General features: G+C 47.5%; 16 protein-coding genes and 1 pseudogene. 14 read left to right on the forward strand and 3 right to left on the reverse strand.

Annotation, left to right across the window (positions count from 1 at the left end):
* The 9 genes from Q0277_RS07710 to Q0277_RS07750 all read left to right on the forward strand — a co-directional run.
* Positions 1-204: hypothetical protein (locus Q0277_RS07710; protein ID WP_297997009.1), on the forward strand; the 204-nt coding region annotated here is incomplete at its 5' end.
* Positions 205-219: 15 nt separating this feature from the next.
* Positions 220-1467: a Tol-Pal system protein TolB gene (gene tolB, locus Q0277_RS07715; RefSeq protein WP_297997010.1), complete on the forward strand. Its 1248-nt coding sequence runs from the start codon at positions 220-222 to the stop codon at positions 1465-1467.
* Between the two features lie 55 nt (positions 1468-1522).
* Positions 1523-1996 (forward strand): OmpA family protein, encoded by a 474-nt coding sequence (locus Q0277_RS07720; protein WP_291938293.1) that lies wholly within the window; start codon positions 1523-1525, stop codon positions 1994-1996.
* A gap of 163 nt (positions 1997-2159) precedes the next feature.
* A complete protein-coding gene (locus Q0277_RS07725; protein ID WP_297997012.1) occupies positions 2160-2816 on the forward strand; it encodes a tetratricopeptide repeat protein in 657 nt (218 codons plus the stop codon).
* 49 nt (positions 2817-2865) lie between these two features.
* Complete coding sequence (locus Q0277_RS07730; protein WP_297997014.1) at positions 2866-3513, forward strand: FKBP-type peptidyl-prolyl cis-trans isomerase; 648 nt, start codon at positions 2866-2868, stop codon at positions 3511-3513.
* Between the two features lie 9 nt (positions 3514-3522).
* On the forward strand, positions 3523-4467 hold the full coding sequence (gene fabD, locus Q0277_RS07735) for an ACP S-malonyltransferase (RefSeq protein ID WP_297997016.1): 945 nt from the start codon (positions 3523-3525) through the stop codon (positions 4465-4467).
* Positions 4464-5162 (forward strand): 5'-methylthioadenosine/adenosylhomocysteine nucleosidase, encoded by a 699-nt coding sequence (locus Q0277_RS07740; RefSeq protein WP_297997018.1) that lies wholly within the window; start codon positions 4464-4466, stop codon positions 5160-5162. Before fabD ends, Q0277_RS07740 begins: the two co-directional genes overlap by 4 nt.
* Complete coding sequence (locus Q0277_RS07745; RefSeq protein WP_297997020.1) at positions 5159-5908, forward strand: ATP-binding protein; 750 nt, start codon at positions 5159-5161, stop codon at positions 5906-5908. Before Q0277_RS07740 ends, Q0277_RS07745 begins: the two co-directional genes overlap by 4 nt.
* A 1185-nt stretch (positions 5909-7093) precedes the next feature.
* Complete coding sequence (locus Q0277_RS07750; protein WP_297997022.1) at positions 7094-8560, forward strand: aldehyde dehydrogenase family protein; 1467 nt, start codon at positions 7094-7096, stop codon at positions 8558-8560.
* Positions 8561-8613: 53 nt separating this feature from the next.
* Here the strand turns inward: Q0277_RS07750 and Q0277_RS07755 are convergent, their stop codons facing one another.
* From Q0277_RS07755 to Q0277_RS07765, 3 genes are read right to left on the reverse strand one after another with little or no spacing between them, the layout of a single operon-like run.
* Positions 8614-8988, reverse strand: coding sequence for a hypothetical protein (locus tag Q0277_RS07755; RefSeq protein WP_297997024.1), 375 nt, complete (start codon positions 8986-8988; stop codon positions 8614-8616).
* Positions 8989-8998: 10 nt separating this feature from the next.
* Positions 8999-9412 (reverse strand): hypothetical protein, encoded by a 414-nt coding sequence (locus tag Q0277_RS07760; RefSeq protein WP_297997026.1) that lies wholly within the window; start codon positions 9410-9412, stop codon positions 8999-9001.
* A gap of 9 nt (positions 9413-9421) precedes the next feature.
* Positions 9422-9892, reverse strand: a complete 471-nt coding sequence (locus tag Q0277_RS07765; protein ID WP_297997028.1) for a hypothetical protein — start codon at positions 9890-9892, stop codon at positions 9422-9424.
* Positions 9893-10307: 415 nt separating this feature from the next.
* On the opposite strand from Q0277_RS07765, the gene Q0277_RS07770 reads away from it, so the two are divergent.
* The 5 genes and pseudogenes from Q0277_RS07770 to Q0277_RS07790 all read left to right on the forward strand — a co-directional run bounded on the left by Q0277_RS07770 (position 10308) and on the right by Q0277_RS07790 (position 14546).
* Positions 10308-11783, forward strand: coding sequence for a thiamine-phosphate kinase (locus Q0277_RS07770; RefSeq protein ID WP_297997029.1), 1476 nt, complete (start codon positions 10308-10310; stop codon positions 11781-11783).
* A gap of 232 nt (positions 11784-12015) precedes the next feature.
* Positions 12016-12408 (forward strand): DUF417 family protein, encoded by a 393-nt coding sequence (locus Q0277_RS07775; protein WP_297997068.1) that lies wholly within the window; start codon positions 12016-12018, stop codon positions 12406-12408.
* Between the two features lie 448 nt (positions 12409-12856).
* Positions 12857-13168, forward strand: a pseudogene (locus Q0277_RS07780) (isoaspartyl peptidase/L-asparaginase); the annotation flags it as partial.
* Entirely contained in the window at positions 13157-13405 is a 249-nt protein-coding gene (locus Q0277_RS07785; RefSeq protein WP_297997069.1) for an isoaspartyl peptidase/L-asparaginase, read from the forward strand. The pseudogene Q0277_RS07780 and the gene Q0277_RS07785, both read left to right, overlap by 12 nt.
* A 25-nt stretch (positions 13406-13430) precedes the next feature.
* Positions 13431-14546, forward strand: a complete 1116-nt coding sequence (locus tag Q0277_RS07790; protein ID WP_297997030.1) for a WG repeat-containing protein — start codon at positions 13431-13433, stop codon at positions 14544-14546.
* Positions 14547-14857 lie beyond the last annotated feature (311 nt).

The following is a 14857-nucleotide window of genomic DNA, read 5'->3' on the forward strand; positions in this document are numbered from 1 at the left end:
GATGACGCAGCGGTCGAGGTTACTTTCGGCGCGGACGGACGAGTGGTGGGTTATAAAATTATCGAGTTAGGTCGCGATATAAAATTTAACCAAAAGCTTGACAGATTTTTAAAGGGGCTTTCGGAGCAAAAATTTTCAAAATCGCCGGATAATAAACTTCATAAACTTAATATAAGATTAACTGAGATTGCGAAATCAAATTAAATTTAAGGAGAAAAGATGAAGAAACTACTTTTGATTCTTGCATTTTGTAGTAGCATTTTCGCGGCAGATGCGACTATGTCTATCGTAAACGAAGGGGTAAATCTCCCTAAAATCGTCGTTCAAGATGCATCGAACCTTGCAAATTCAGAATTTGGCAACAAATTCTTTAAACTTATGGTGGGCGATCTAAAGGTCGGCGCCACTTTCGAGGTCAGCGACGAGTATCTACAAAGCAGCTACGATGCGGACGCTTCCAGCAATTTGGGTTCTAGCGGCGCCGCTCTCATCGTGCGCTACGCGGTAAGTGATAAAAGTTCGCCGATGAGCCTAAAAGCCAAAGTACTTGAAGCGAACAGCGGCAGGGTGATGTATGAGAAGAGCTTTACGCTTTCAAATGCCGAAAAGTATCCGTTTTTAGCCCATATGGCGGTATCTGAGATCGTCAAGCAGCTAGGGTACTCAAACGTCGATTGGATGAAGGAGATGATTTTGCTCTCTCGCTATACTTCGACGCGCGAGAGCGAGATCATGGTGGCTGACTATACGCTTACCTACCAGCAGGTGGTGCTTCGCGGCGGATTAAATATCTTCCCTAAATGGGCAAGCGCAGCGCAGAACGAATTTTATTACACCTATTACGTCAATAAAAATACCCCTGCTATCTATAAATTTAATCTATCCAACGGTAGTAAAAGTAAAATTTTTACCGGTCATGGCATGACGATAGCTTCAGATGTAAGCGCCGACGGCAGAAAGCTTCTAATCACCAATGCGCCTAAGGATCAACCCGATATTTATTTGTATGATATAGCCTCGGGCAGCGCTAAGCAAATTACTGATTACGCTGGCATTGATGTAAATGGAAATTTTATCGACGGCGATTCGCGCGTGGCTTTTGTGAGCGATCGTTTAGGTTATCCAAATGTATTTGCCACTAGCATAAACGGCGGTAACGTTCAGCAGCTCGTCTATCACGGCAAAAATAATAACTCCATCAGCACAAATGGCAATTACGTTACTTACTCTAGTCGCGATGGCGGGGGCGGATTTAATATATATTTAATCTCTACTCAAACCGATATGATTCGCCAGTTAACGGCTAGTGGCAAAAATATGTTTCCTAGATTTTCTAGCGATGGCGGCAGTATTATGTTTATCAAGCAAGATGGCAGCGGAAGCTCGGTAGGTATTATCAGAGTTAACGAGAATAAAAGTTTCCAATTTCCGTTAAGAGTGGGTAAAATTCAATCGGTTGATTGGTAAAATATTAAAAAATCTCGTGATATAATGACTTCAATTTTTTTTGAAAGGATAGAAAATGAAACATTTAGTTTTATCTTCGATAGCAGTTGCTGCTCTATTATTGAGCGGTTGTTCTAAAAAGACCCCAGAGGCCGATACTACAAGCACAAGTAATGCAGATAGACTAGCTGCTTTGGCATCTCAGATCCAAAGTGAAGTTGGCACTGTTTATTTCGACTTTGATAAATTTAATATTAGAGCCGATCAACAAGGCACAATCAATAATAACGCAGCTTTATTCAACCAAGCAGGCGCAGAGTCTCTAACCGTTAAAGTTGAGGGTAACTGCGATGAGTGGGGTTCTGATGAGTACAACTATGCTCTTGGCCTAAAGAGAGCTACTGCAGCTAAAGACGCATTGGTTGCTCAAGGCGTAAATGAGAGCAGAATTTCCGTAGTAAGCTACGGCGAGAGCAATATGGCTTGCACAGAGCATTCTAAAGAGTGCGACGCTCAAAACAGACGCGACGAATTCAAAGTTGGATTCTAGTTTGAAATTTAAAAATTTCACGGTGGCGGCTCTTTTGGGAGCTGCCACTTTTTTAAATGCAGAAACTTCCGCATTTGATGCTGGCAATATTGATTCAGGTAGCTCTTACGGGTTAACTGAAAACGAACAAGTATTGCGCGACAATCGCAAGCGTATAAGCGAGATGCAAACTAGTGTAGATAATACACGCGAGAGTGTCGAAGGTTTGCGAAGCGTTCTTGAAGGAACAAATTCTAAAATTTCGAACCTGGAAAATAGGGTAGCGGATCTAGAAATTCGCGCTACTGGCAAAAGCCAAGGTAACAGCGAGCTAGATCAGATGAAACGAGATATCGCAACTATAAAAGCCCAAATCGCTGAAATCAATAAAAAATTAGGTAGCGGCGGCAGCGTAAAAAAAAACGCTGAATTAGACGCAGGCACTGCTTCAGCCCCTGCTAGTACAAAATCAGATTCCGATTTTAAATCAAAAGATCAAGCTTCAGTATTGAAAGAGGCTGACGCTTTATATGCCAAAAAAGACTATTCCGGCGCAAAAGAGCGCTACAATTATTTAGTATCTAAAAATTACAAGCCCGCTAAGGCAAATTACATGCTGGGCGAAATTTCATATTTCTCCGGCTCATACGCAGAAGCGATAAACTATTATAAAAAGAGCATCTCGCACAACGAGAGCCAAGACTACACCCCAAAGCTCCTCTATCACACCGCGATCAGCTTTGATAAGATCGGTGATAAAGACAGCGCAGATAAATTCTACAAAGCGTTAAAGGCTTCATACCCAGATTCCAAAGAAGCTAAAGCCGCGCCCGCTAGATAACCTAAATTTAAATACAAACTCAAAATAAAATTCTAAACAGGAGAAAACTATGGCTAACAACCGAGTTATAAAGATGCATTATGAGCTAAAAGACGGCAAAACCGGTGAAATTTTAGAGTCAAATTTAAACTCCGATCCGATCGCCTTTCTTAGCGGCAAAGATCAAATAATCCAAAAGCTGGAAGATGAAATTTTAAATCTACAAGCGGGCGAGAGCAAAACGGTTCGCATAAGCCCGAGCGACGGGGTCGGCGAGTATAGAGAAGATGCCGTGCAGATCCTGTCTAAAGAGCAGTTTGCGGGCATCGATCTGGTCGTCGGCATGGAGCTTTTCGGACAGGCGGAGGACGGCGCGACTACCCGCGTGAGCGTCAAAGCTATCGGCGAGCAGGACGTTACCATCGACTTTAACCACCCATTCGCGGGCAAGGAGCTGGAATTTAACGTAAAAATCATCGAGAACCGAGAAGCGACGGCGGATGAAATTCTTACCGGCCAGCCGGAGGGTGCTCACAGCTGCGGCTGCGGACATAATCATCACGAGGGGCACGAGTGCTGCGGCGGACACGGACACGATCACGCAGAGGATCACGAGTGTTGCGGAAGCCATGGGCATGCAGACGGTCATGAATGCTGCGGAGGTCACGATCACGGAGAAGACCACGAGTGCTGCGGCGGGCACCATCACGAGTATTAGGACTTGTTTATGAAATTTGCTTTTATCTTCCCGGGGCAGGGCTGCCAAAGCGTAGGCATGGGCAGGGAGTTTTACGAGAGTTCTGCCTCTGCGCGCGCGCTTTTGGATGAGGCTTCAGAATTTACCGGTATCGATTTTAAAAATTTACTGTTTGAACCCAACGACAAGCTCGATGTTTCGGAATTTACGCAACCTGCTATCGCGCTAAATTCTATGATGGCGCTTGCGGCGCTGCAAGAGAAGCTGGATCAAGAAAGGCTTAACATCGCTCCGCAGTTTTTGCTCGGACACTCGCTGGGCGAGTTTAGCGCGTTAAGCGCTGCGGGAGGCATAGAACCAAAGCAGATGCTAAAGCTCGTAAATATTCGCGGCAGGCTCATGCAGAGCGCTTGCGAGGGCAAAGGCGCCGGAATGATGGTGATCTTAGCTCTTGCCGACGAGGCGGTCGAAAAAATTTGTGCGGATGCGGCGAGTGTAGGCAAGCAGGTTTGGGCGGCGAATTATAACTGCGACGGACAGATTGTAGTCGCGGGCAAAAAAGATGATCTCGCAGCACTCGAGGGCGAGTTTAAAGCCGCGGGCGCAAAGCGCGCAATGCTACTGAATATGAGCGTCGCGAGCCACTGCCCTATGCTACAAAGCGCCAGCGACGAGCTTTTAGAATTTTTGCGCCCCGCGCTAAAAGAGAGTTTCGCTCCAGTCATCGCTAACGCCACGGCGCGCGCATACACGACGAAATACGAAGCGCTAGAGCTGCTGAAAGCTCAGCTTATCGGCCCGGTGCTTTACAAACAAAGCATCAAAAATTACGAGAGCGAGGCGGACTGCTTCGTCGAGTTCGGCGCGGCGGTTTTAAAAGGGATAAACAAAAAGATCACGCAAAAGCCGACCTTCAGCATCACGGATCTTGCGAGCCTAGACGAGTTTGCAAAATTTGCAAAGGAGAATGGATGAAAGTTGCGATCTTAGGCGCCATGCCCGAAGAGATCGAGCCGCTGCTATCTGCGCTGCGCGAGCGGGGCGTGAGCGTGGAGGCTGTGGAGCACGCTAATAATAAATTCTACGCCGCCAAGCTTAACGGCCATGATCTAGTGATCGCATATTCGAAGATCGGCAAGGTAAATTCCGCCCTGACGGCTACGGTTATGATCGAGAGATTCGGTGCGCACGCGCTCATTTTTACGGGCGTCGCGGGGGCTTTGAAGCGCGGCATTAAGATCGGCGAAATTTTATACGCTACTGCGCTCGTGCAGCACGATCTGGACATCACGGCGTTTGGACATCCGTACGGATTCGTGCCCGGAAGTAAAATTTCAGTCCAAACCGACGCGAAGCTAAACTCCATCGCGCAAAGCGTCGCCGAGCAGCTAGGCATCACGCTAAAATCGGGCATCATCGCTAGCGGCGATCAGTTCGTGGGCGATGAGGAGCGCAAGAGCTGGATCGAGCGGACGTTTGATGCGAGCGCGGTCGAGATGGAGGGAGCGAGCGTAGCGCAGGTGTGCGACGCGCTGGGCGTGCCGTTTTGCGTGCTGCGCGCGATAAGCGATGAGGCGGGACACAAAGCCGAGTTCGACTTTGACGAGTTTATGGTAAAAAGCGCGCAAACGAGCGCAAATTTCGTCCTAAAAATGATCGAAAGGTTATGATAAACCTCTCCAAAAAGCTACTGCGCCGGGTCGGACAAACCAACGCTAAATACAAGATGTTCGAGCGCAGCGATAAAATTTTACTAGCTCTTAGCGGCGGCAAGGACAGCATGAGCTTGGCGCACGTGCTGAAGCACTTCCAAAGCGTAAGCCCGCTTAGCTGGGAGTTTCGAGCCGTTACAGTCACCTACGGTATCGGCGAGGATCTGCGCGAGATAAGCGCGCATTTTAAAGAGCACGAGATCCCCTACGAGATAATCGATACTAAAATTTTTGAATTCGGCAAAGAAAAGATCCGCGCGAACACCACGTTTTGCAGCTTTTGCTCGCGTATGAGGCGCGGCTACATCTACTCCTACGCGCTTGAGCACGGCTTTAATAAAATCGCCATCGCCCACCACCTCGACGACGCCGCGGAGAGCTTTTTTATGAATTTCACCTTCAACGGTGCGCTGCGCACCCTTGCTCCGCGCTATGTCGCCGAAAACGGGCTTGTGATCATCCGTCCGTTCATTCTTGCGCGCGAGCGCCAAATCGCCGCCTGTGCCAGAGATAACGAGCTTCCGATCATGCGCGAGGAGGAGGTTTGCCCCGCGAGGCAATACGGCGGCAAGGAGCCCACTGCGCGCGCCGCTACGAAGGAGCTTTTGGCACAGTACGAAAAGACCCATCCGAGGTTTTTTATCAGTCTGCAAGCTGCCTTTGCCAACATCCACGAAGAGACCTTTTTCGAGCCTAAATTTTAAAATTTTAAGCGGTTTGATCTCTCTGCTAAAAAAGTCTGAACACAGCTTTTGCGGGGACGGAGATTTCGTGCGCCCGGTTCGATTTTTTAGCTTGAATAAGCCTGATACACGCAGAGCAGTTGTCTTCCCCTGTGCTCGAACGGGTCGCGAGCCGCAGCGTGAGCAGTCGGCTTGCTGCGTTTAAATTGCGGCGCGGGCGATTCGCTTCTGAGTCTGAGTTGTGCACGAGCCGCGGCGAACAGTTGCCCCCGCGTCCGACTGCGCGCTAGAGTGGTGTACTTCTGCGTCCAAAGCTGTGCACACCAGCTTGGGCTGCACGTTAGAGCGGTTACGCCCGCTGCGCCCGAGGGCTGCGAGTAGGGCGGGTTACGCTGCCTGTATATGCTTTTACGAAACGCCTGAGGTTAATTGTAATACCGTCTTTCGGCGCCGCACTTTCGTCTTGCTCGGATGTCGCCCGTGTCCAAGCGAGCTTTACGGGCGAGCGTTATGGGTCTCGCAAAGCCTGTGCAAGAGATAGTTGTAGGAATTTTATTCCGAAAAGTATTTTTGAAATTTTACTTCACAAAATTTTAAAATTCTCAACCAGACTAAATTTTAAAATTTTAACGAAACCCGATTCAAAACTCCGACGAAGCCGAATTATGAAATTTTACCCTGCAAAATTTTAAAATTTTATCGGAGGCTGCCTTTCTGGCTACGGGCGCGACCGATCGCTGTGCCCCGTAAATTTAAACCGCCCGCTCGCTCCGCTAAAGATAGTTTTAGAAGTTTATTCCGCAAAATGTTTCTAAAATTTTACCTTACAAAATTTCAAAATTTTAACGAAGCCGAATTTAAAATTCCGGCGGAGCCAAATTTTAAAATTTCAAAGCAACCGAATTTTAAAATTTAGCAAAGCCGAATTCTGAAATTTTATCGTAGCCAAATTTCCGCTCTCGTTTCATAAACATTACCTTTTGAAATTTCGCCGCTCGCGAGGGCTTAAATTTCACGCGGCTTCAAAACTCCTCAAACCCTCCGCTGTCGCGCGCGCAGATCAAATTTTAAAATTTCGCCCGCGCCGCATTACTTCTTAAATTTACACACTACGAAATTTTAACCGATTTTCGCTCCGAAATTTATGCCGCATTAATCGCCGCGGATATATAATATTAAATGTCATATTTCACATAAGGAGTAAGCATGGCTACAATCCAACCAAGCTATAAGCTTTTCATCGACGGCGAGTTCGTTGATGCCGAAGGCGGCGCGAGCCTAGACGTTTTTAATCCCGCTACCGGCGAGAAAATTTCAAAGATCGCAGATGCTAGCAAGGCGGACGTCGATAGAGCGGTCGCCGCAGCCCGCAAGGCGTTTGAGAGCTTCCGCCGCACCAGCGTTTATGAGCGCAGCGCGCTGCTAAATAAGATCGCCGACGTCCTAGAGCAAAACGCCGAGTTCATCGCCACCGTAGAGACTATCGACAACGGCAAGCCGATCCGCGAGACGCGCGCGGTCGACGTAGCGTGGTCGATCGAGCATTTCCGCTATTTCGCGGGCGTGATTTTGGGCGAGGAGGGCAGCGCGAATATGCTAAAAGAGCGCTATCTATCCGTCGTTTTACGCGAGCCGATCGGCGTAGTAGGACAGATCGTGCCGTGGAATTTCCCGTTTTTGATGGGCGCGTGGAAGCTCGCTCCGCTGATTGCCGCGGGTGATACGTGCGTATTTAAGCCAAGCTCCGAAACCAGCCTTAGCATTTTGGAGTTCATCCGCTTAATCGCGCCGCTGCTTCCAAGGGGCGTCATCAACGTCGTAACCGGCAAGGGAAGCAAGGCGGGCGAATTCGTCCGCACTCACAAAGGGCTCGACAAGCTCGCGTTTACGGGCTCGACCGAGGTCGGCAGAGGCATCGCGCTAGCCGCGGCGCAAAAGATCATCCCCGCTACGCTTGAGCTTGGCGGCAAGAGCGCAAATATCATCTTTGACGATTGCGATTTCGACGTTGCGATCGACGGCGTGCAGCTTGGGATCCTTTTCAACCAAGGTCAGGTCTGCTGCGCGGGAAGTAGGATCTTCGTGCAGGAGGGTATCTACGATAAATTCGTACCGGCGCTCGTGGAGAAATTTAAGCGCATCAAGGTAGGCGATCCGCTCGATCCGAACACCCAGATGGGATGCCAGATCAACAAAAAGCAAGCCGATAAAATTTTAGAGTACGTAAAAATCGGCGTAGAGGAGGGCGCTAAGATCGCCGTGGGCGGCAAGCGACATAGCGCGGGAGAGGCTTTCGTCGAGCCTACGCTACTCGTGGATGTGTGCAACGACATGCGCGTCGCGCAGGAGGAGATCTTCGGTCCTGTGGGCGTCGTGATTAAATTTAAAGATCAAGACGAGCTCGTCCGTATGGCAAACGACAGCCTCTACGGACTAGGCGGCGCCGTATTTACGCGCGATATCGCAAAGGCGCTCACGGTCGCACGCCTGCTTGAGACGGGTCGCGTGTGGGTCAATACCTACAACCAGATCCACGCCGGCGCGCCGTTTGGCGGCTACAAAGAATCGGGCATCGGTCGCGAAACGCACAAGATGATCCTAGATCACTACACCCAGACCAAAAACATCTACATCGACACGATCTCCAAACCGAGCGGCTTTTACGAGCAGTAAGGGCTTAGCGCGGTATTTCGGGCGGTTTGCGCCGCCCGAAATTTTATTTTGCTTTATTTGAATTGCGTATTTAATTTTAAGATTAATAGAAGCTCATCATTTGGCGGCAAATTTTTATTTGCCAACCTTATGCCTCTATAAACATTTATCGTGATTTTAACATTTGGTATGTCGGTAACTTTCGAAAAATTATTTAAGAGCAACTTTATATCATCATCTCTAGCGCCATAAATGTTTACTATGCTCTCATATCTATCGGTAATTTTTCCACAAGACCAAGAACCGCCTAGATGATTTAAATCTCTTATTCCTTCAAATATTATTTCTTCTGCTTTGTCGTTATACTGATTCCGACATTCCCTACCGTCGCAGCCGAATAATATAAATGCGGCGACTATCAAAAAGAAACACTTTGTAAATTTCAGCATTTCATTTTCCTTAATTTGATTTTGTGTCTAATTTTACGGTTAATATATTCTTGCTAAATGGTGGCGGAGTTTTGCTGCCCCATTTCCAATATCTCTCATAAACCGATATAGTAATTTTGACATTTGGAATTTGTGCCGCTTCTGCTACATTCTTTAATAAAGTTTCTAAATCATCGTTGCTAGGTCCGTAAAAATTTATAAAGTATTCATGGTTGTCAATAGACCCGCACGTCCAATCTCTATTTTCCTTATCCTTTAAATTATCAGTTATAATAGAAAACGCCTTATTATTGTATTCGTTGTGGCATTCATTACCGTCGCAGCCGAATAGAACAATCGCAAAAAATATTGCAACAAGAAATTTCATGGCGAAATTAAAAAACCCGCCTGTTTTTATAGTTTGATAACTACGATCGCAACACATTTTCGCTCCTCAGATAAAATCCATGTATTCGATATTTTTATCACTCATTAAAATTTTTAATTTTTCAAAATCCTCTTTTGTTATATAATCCATCGGTATAACTATCGAGCAAATATTTAGTACCAAATTTTTAAAGCTAAATTTGAGTTTAATAAAAAATTTATTGTGCCCTAAAAAATATGTAAATACCCAAAAATACTTGATTTCATCAAATGGAATATCTCTTTCCCAGAAAAAATATTTCACGACTATGCGATCATCATAGCACGCAATAAATTTAAAGCAATTCGGGATAATCTCTGCGTAAAAAAGCCCGATCAGCATCACCCAGCCTACGATAGGCGCATAAGGTTTATCAAGCATTATAAAAACAATGGCGATATAAAATTGCAAAATTTTAACTACCGCATAAAAAGGTCCGTAAAAACGCCTCGCCCTTTTTATGATTAGTAGCGGCTCGCTCGGTTTCGTATCGTTCATTTTATCTCCTTGCTTGAATGTCGCATTACGGCTTTAAATTTAGCGCTAAATTCTATCTTTGCTACGCTTACGCAGCGTTTAAATTTAATCTTGCCAGCGGCTACGGCTAAATTTTAAAATTTCAAATCACCGTTTAAAGAGCCGTCATCTGCGCGAGTGCGCGCAGGCGGGCGCAAGCAAAAAATAGCCTCAGGCGCTGTTTTATCGCAGGCCTTCGTCCGCATCAAGTTATACCGAGCCGCACCGAACCGCACCCAAACTCGCGCGGCGAAAATCTAAATTTACGCTATAATCTTGCAAAGCGGAGCGTAGAACTCCTGCTGCGCGTGCGCGACGAAATTTAAACAAAGGCCAGCAAATTCGGGTTTCTTAGCTTTCGCGCGGCTGCGCGTAACGCTAATTTAACGGAGGGCGTATGGATAAAGAGCGATATATTTTTGATAAATTTAGATCGAAACTTAACGGCGATGATTGCGCCGTGATCGGCGAACGAGCGTATTGCAAGGACCTTTTCGTCGAGGGCGTGCACTTTCGCCGCGGCTGGCTGAGCCTGCGCGAGATCGGCGCAAAGGCGATGCTCGTGAACGTTTCGGATATGATCGCGACCAATGCGCGCGCCAAATACGCTCTGCTAGGGCTTGCGCTGCCGCGCGAGATCGGTACGCGCGAGATCGACGAGCTGTGCGCGGGCGTGAGCGAGACGGCGCGCGAGTGGGGCATAAGGATCATCGGCGGCGACACGATCGGCTCGGATCGCATCGCGCTTAGCGTGAGCCTGATCGGCAAGTGCAAGCGCCCAGTGTTTCGCAGCGGCGCGCGCGTGGGCGATCTCATCGCGCATACGGGCGAGCTAGGCGGCGTCGGGCGCGATCTGGCGGTGCTTTTAAGAGATGAAATTTCGCCCGCTAGCTCTCAGATGCAAAACCGAAACGATAAAATTTCGTCGCTGCAAGACCCAAGCGATGAGGTGCGAAGACCGGGCGATAAAATTTCACCTGCGCGCGCCGAGCCGCAGAGCCTAGACGCTGGAATTTCGGTAGAAAATTCCGTGTCGCAGAGCGGAGACGATCGCAAGAACCCTACGGCGCAAGATAGCGGGCTGCAAAGCGGCGGCTATGACGACTCTGCTGGTAAAATTTCTACGCAGTTCGACAACGAAATTTCTACGCAGAGCTTTGATGGCAAAATTTCTGCGCCGAGCCCTGATAACGGAAATTCTACGCAAGATTTGAATGCTTACACCGCGTGCAGCGTATCGCAGGGCTCTATAACACAAAATTTAGATACTCACGCTTCGTATGACGGCTTGCAGGGCTCCGCGACGCAAAATCGGGACGCGGAGTTTTTTGAGCAAAATTTTACGACGCAAAATTTGAGCGTAGGAAATTCTATCGGAAATTTTATGGCGCAAAAATCCGCAGCGAATTATACGGCGCAAAGCCTCGCATGCAAAAATTCTACGTCGCAAAGCTCTGCAGGCGAAAATCCTGTGCCGGGTAGTGGCTTATATCGCTTGCGCGAGGATCTGCGCGCAAAAATTTCAAAGAATTCGCGCTTCGTCAGACCCGTTTTGCGCGATAAGTTTTTTTACAAGGCGGCGAAGCTCATCAGCGCGGCGATGGACATTAGCGACGGGCTCGCGCAGGATCTGCCCCGCCTGTTGGAGGCTAGCGGCGTGGGTGCGCGCTGGATCGCCCGCCCTAGCGAGGCTGCGCTGCAAAGCGGCGAGGAGTACGAGATTTTGTTCAGCTTCGCGCCGAAGTTTTTGCCTAAAATCTACGCGATTGCCGCTAAAACGGGCGTTTCGATCAATATCATCGCCGAAGTTTGCCCGCGCACGCCGCAAAGCTCTATGGAATTTCGCGGCAGCTCGCACCACTTCGCGCCTTGAAATTTTGCCGCGATCGCTTTAAATTTTACGGCGCGCGGCATGGAATTTTAAATTTTGTGGAGCCACTAAATTTTGTGGAGGCGTAGAATTTTATGAAGCCGAGGAATTTGGAATTTGAAATTTCGCCCCTTCACGTAGCCTACACGCAAGCTCGCTATCATACCGTTACAAAATTTACAAAGGAGCCGTATGAGGGATCGTAAAAAAATTTGTCGCAGGCGACGCGGATATTATATTCGCCAGACTTTTCGTTATCATCGTGCTTGCCGTGATGGGCAACTACAAGTGGTTTGAGTTCGAGGTGGAGGCTTTAAAGCCGCTCTTTTCGCAGACGTGGCTTTCGTTTTTGCCGTCAGCGCTCGGGGACGTCGGCGCGAGCTATTTTTTGGGCGTGGTGGAGACCGTGGGCTATCTCTCGCTCATCGCGGGCTTTTTCAAGCCGAAGGCGGGCATCGTGGGCGATCTCATCGTGATCGTCATGGCGCTGAGCACGCTCAGCCTACTGCCGCAGCTAGGCAAGATCGACGGCTTTATCTTTAAAGACCTTTTCTTGCTAGGCCTTGGCTTGGTGCTGCTAAAATACGACCTGGCGCGCCTTTGCCGCGGAGAAAAAAGCTGCGATTGAGCCGTCAAAACATATTGGCGTCGGTTCCGACGCAACACTAAATGATCGCGCACGGCGAGTTTGAGGCGTTTTGATTTAAAACCTGCTTTGCTAGCCGGTTGGCGTTTGAGCCTGCTTGCTCGCATAGCATCGTTTAAAATACGGCCGCGCTAAAATTTTATGACGCGCGGTTGAAATTTATCGAGCTGCGGTAATTAAATTTTGCCAACCCTCAAACTCAAAATTATAAAATTTAAATCGATCCATAAGATTGTGCCATAAATTAAACCACGTTAAATTTGGCAACGGAAGCTTAATTTTAAGCTCAAAGCATTAGATTTAGATCCAGCCAAATTCGCATTTGATTAAGCAAAACGAAAAGCGCAAAGTTATATCATTCCTTAGAAATTCTGCAATTTTTTCGAAAGGATGAGATATGAAGCACTTTTCACTCTCAAAGGCCGTTTTTATGGCGGCGAGTCTGGCCCTGCTCGGGCTAACGGCTGCGAATGCGCAGGAGAAATTTTTCCCGGTTATCGTCATTCACGGCGGCACCAGCGGGCTTGATCTAACCAAAGAGGAATTTAAAATCCGTGAGGAGCCGATGAAAAAGGCGCTTTTGGCGGGTCAAGCCGTGCTTGAGAAAGGCGGTAGCGCGATGGATGCCGTAACGGCGGCAATAATGGTGCTTGAGGACGATCCGAATTTCAACGCGGGCAAGGGCGCGGTATTTACAGCCGACGGATTTAACGAACTCGACGCCTCGATCATGGACGGCTCGACCAAAAAAGCAGGCGCAGTTGCAATGGATAAAAACAGCAACCTAGCCGCAGCGACCAGCACCGGCGGCACGACCAACAAAATGACCGACCGCATCGGCTCGTATCAAAGAGACAGCGACAAGGAGCTAGACCTCGCCATCTCGAAAAAAGAATTTATAGATAACTTCCTCAAGCAAGGCGCCGAAGAGGGATTTAGCTTCGAGCAGACGCAAGAGCTGCTGGGCGGGATAAATTAGCCTCAAATTTACAAAAAGGGCAAAAATGAAAAAAATTTTAGCGGTACTTCTCTTAGGCTTGCTCGGTCTTGAAGCTAAGATAATCGGGCAGGGTGAGCTAGCGGACTACGGGCTGGTTTTTGCGGACGGCAATGCCGCGGATAAAGACGGCAACATAAAAGCCGTAGGTAAAAATTTTATGGTCACGGGAACCTTTTCTGACGGTCTTTGCGTGGTTTTTATAGGCGAACAGACCTTTTTTATGGACGAAAACGGCAGACTTGCCTTACGTTTGGCGCCCGGTACGGACTTTAAAACTAGCTTTACCGAGGGGCTAGCGGGCATCGCCAAAAACGGTAAATTCGGCCTCATAGATAAAACAGGTAAGGTCGTAGTAGAACCCAAATTTGACGATATGGGTATAGCCTTCAGAGATGGCGCGATAGTCGTGGGTGAGATGAAATACGGCAGGATGAAATACGGTTACGTGGATAAAAACGGCAAAACAATCATTCCTCCGCGCTACGACGAGGCAAGGTCGTTTTCCGATGGACTAGCCTCGGTGCGCATCGGCGATAAATGGAGCGTGATAGACAAAAGCGGCGCTACCGTTTCAAAGCTAAATTTCAACTACCCATTAAAGTTTACAGAAGGCTTAGCATCCGTAAAATTTAACGGACTTTACGGCTTTGTGGACAAGGACGCAAACGTCGTTATAGAGCCTAAATTTGAATTAGCGTCGCTCTTTAGCGAAGGGCTAGCGGCCGTAAAATCGGGCGGCAAATGGGGCTTCATAGACAAAAGCGGAAATTTCGCGATAGAGCCACGTTTTGACGAAGTAAATAAATTTAAAGAAAAACGTGCCGTGGTAAGGGTCGGCGAGCTGTGGGGTATCATAGATAAAAGTGGTAAATTTATCTTTGAGCCACAAAAATTCGACTATATATTTGACGAGTTTTACGGCGGAATGTTAAATTTCAGGGTAAATAGAAAAAGCGGTTGCCTAGACATAGACGGCAAGGTCGCCATAGAACCGATATTTGACGACATATCTGTTTTTGAGGGCGACGTGACGGCCGCCAAAATAGACTACAAAAACGTGTTTATCGACAAAAAGGGTCGAATTTTGCCTATTTCTTACTACTTTGAGATAGAAGATTGAGGTAAATTTGCGACGGTTTTGGCGAGCGCTTTGCTTTTTTTTAAACTAACGAGCTACATTCAGTCACTAAATTCTCGCCTTTATGTCACATTAAAACCCAATAGACCTATTTTGCCAAAAAAATAACGTAAATTTAATTTTTACAATACGAGTTAAATTTAAAAATTTACATACTAAATTTTATCGCAGGCAATAAAACTTCGGTTGTCTTAATTTACTTTCATTCGTATTTAACTTTTGCCTAAAATTTTGTACACGATAGCGAAATATACAAATTTCAGGTAGAATATCGCCACATAAAATCAAGGCGG

Origin of the sequence: uncultured Campylobacter sp., from assembly GCF_938030815.1 — a bacterium.
Lineage (GTDB): Bacteria > Campylobacterota > Campylobacteria > Campylobacterales > Campylobacteraceae > Campylobacter_B.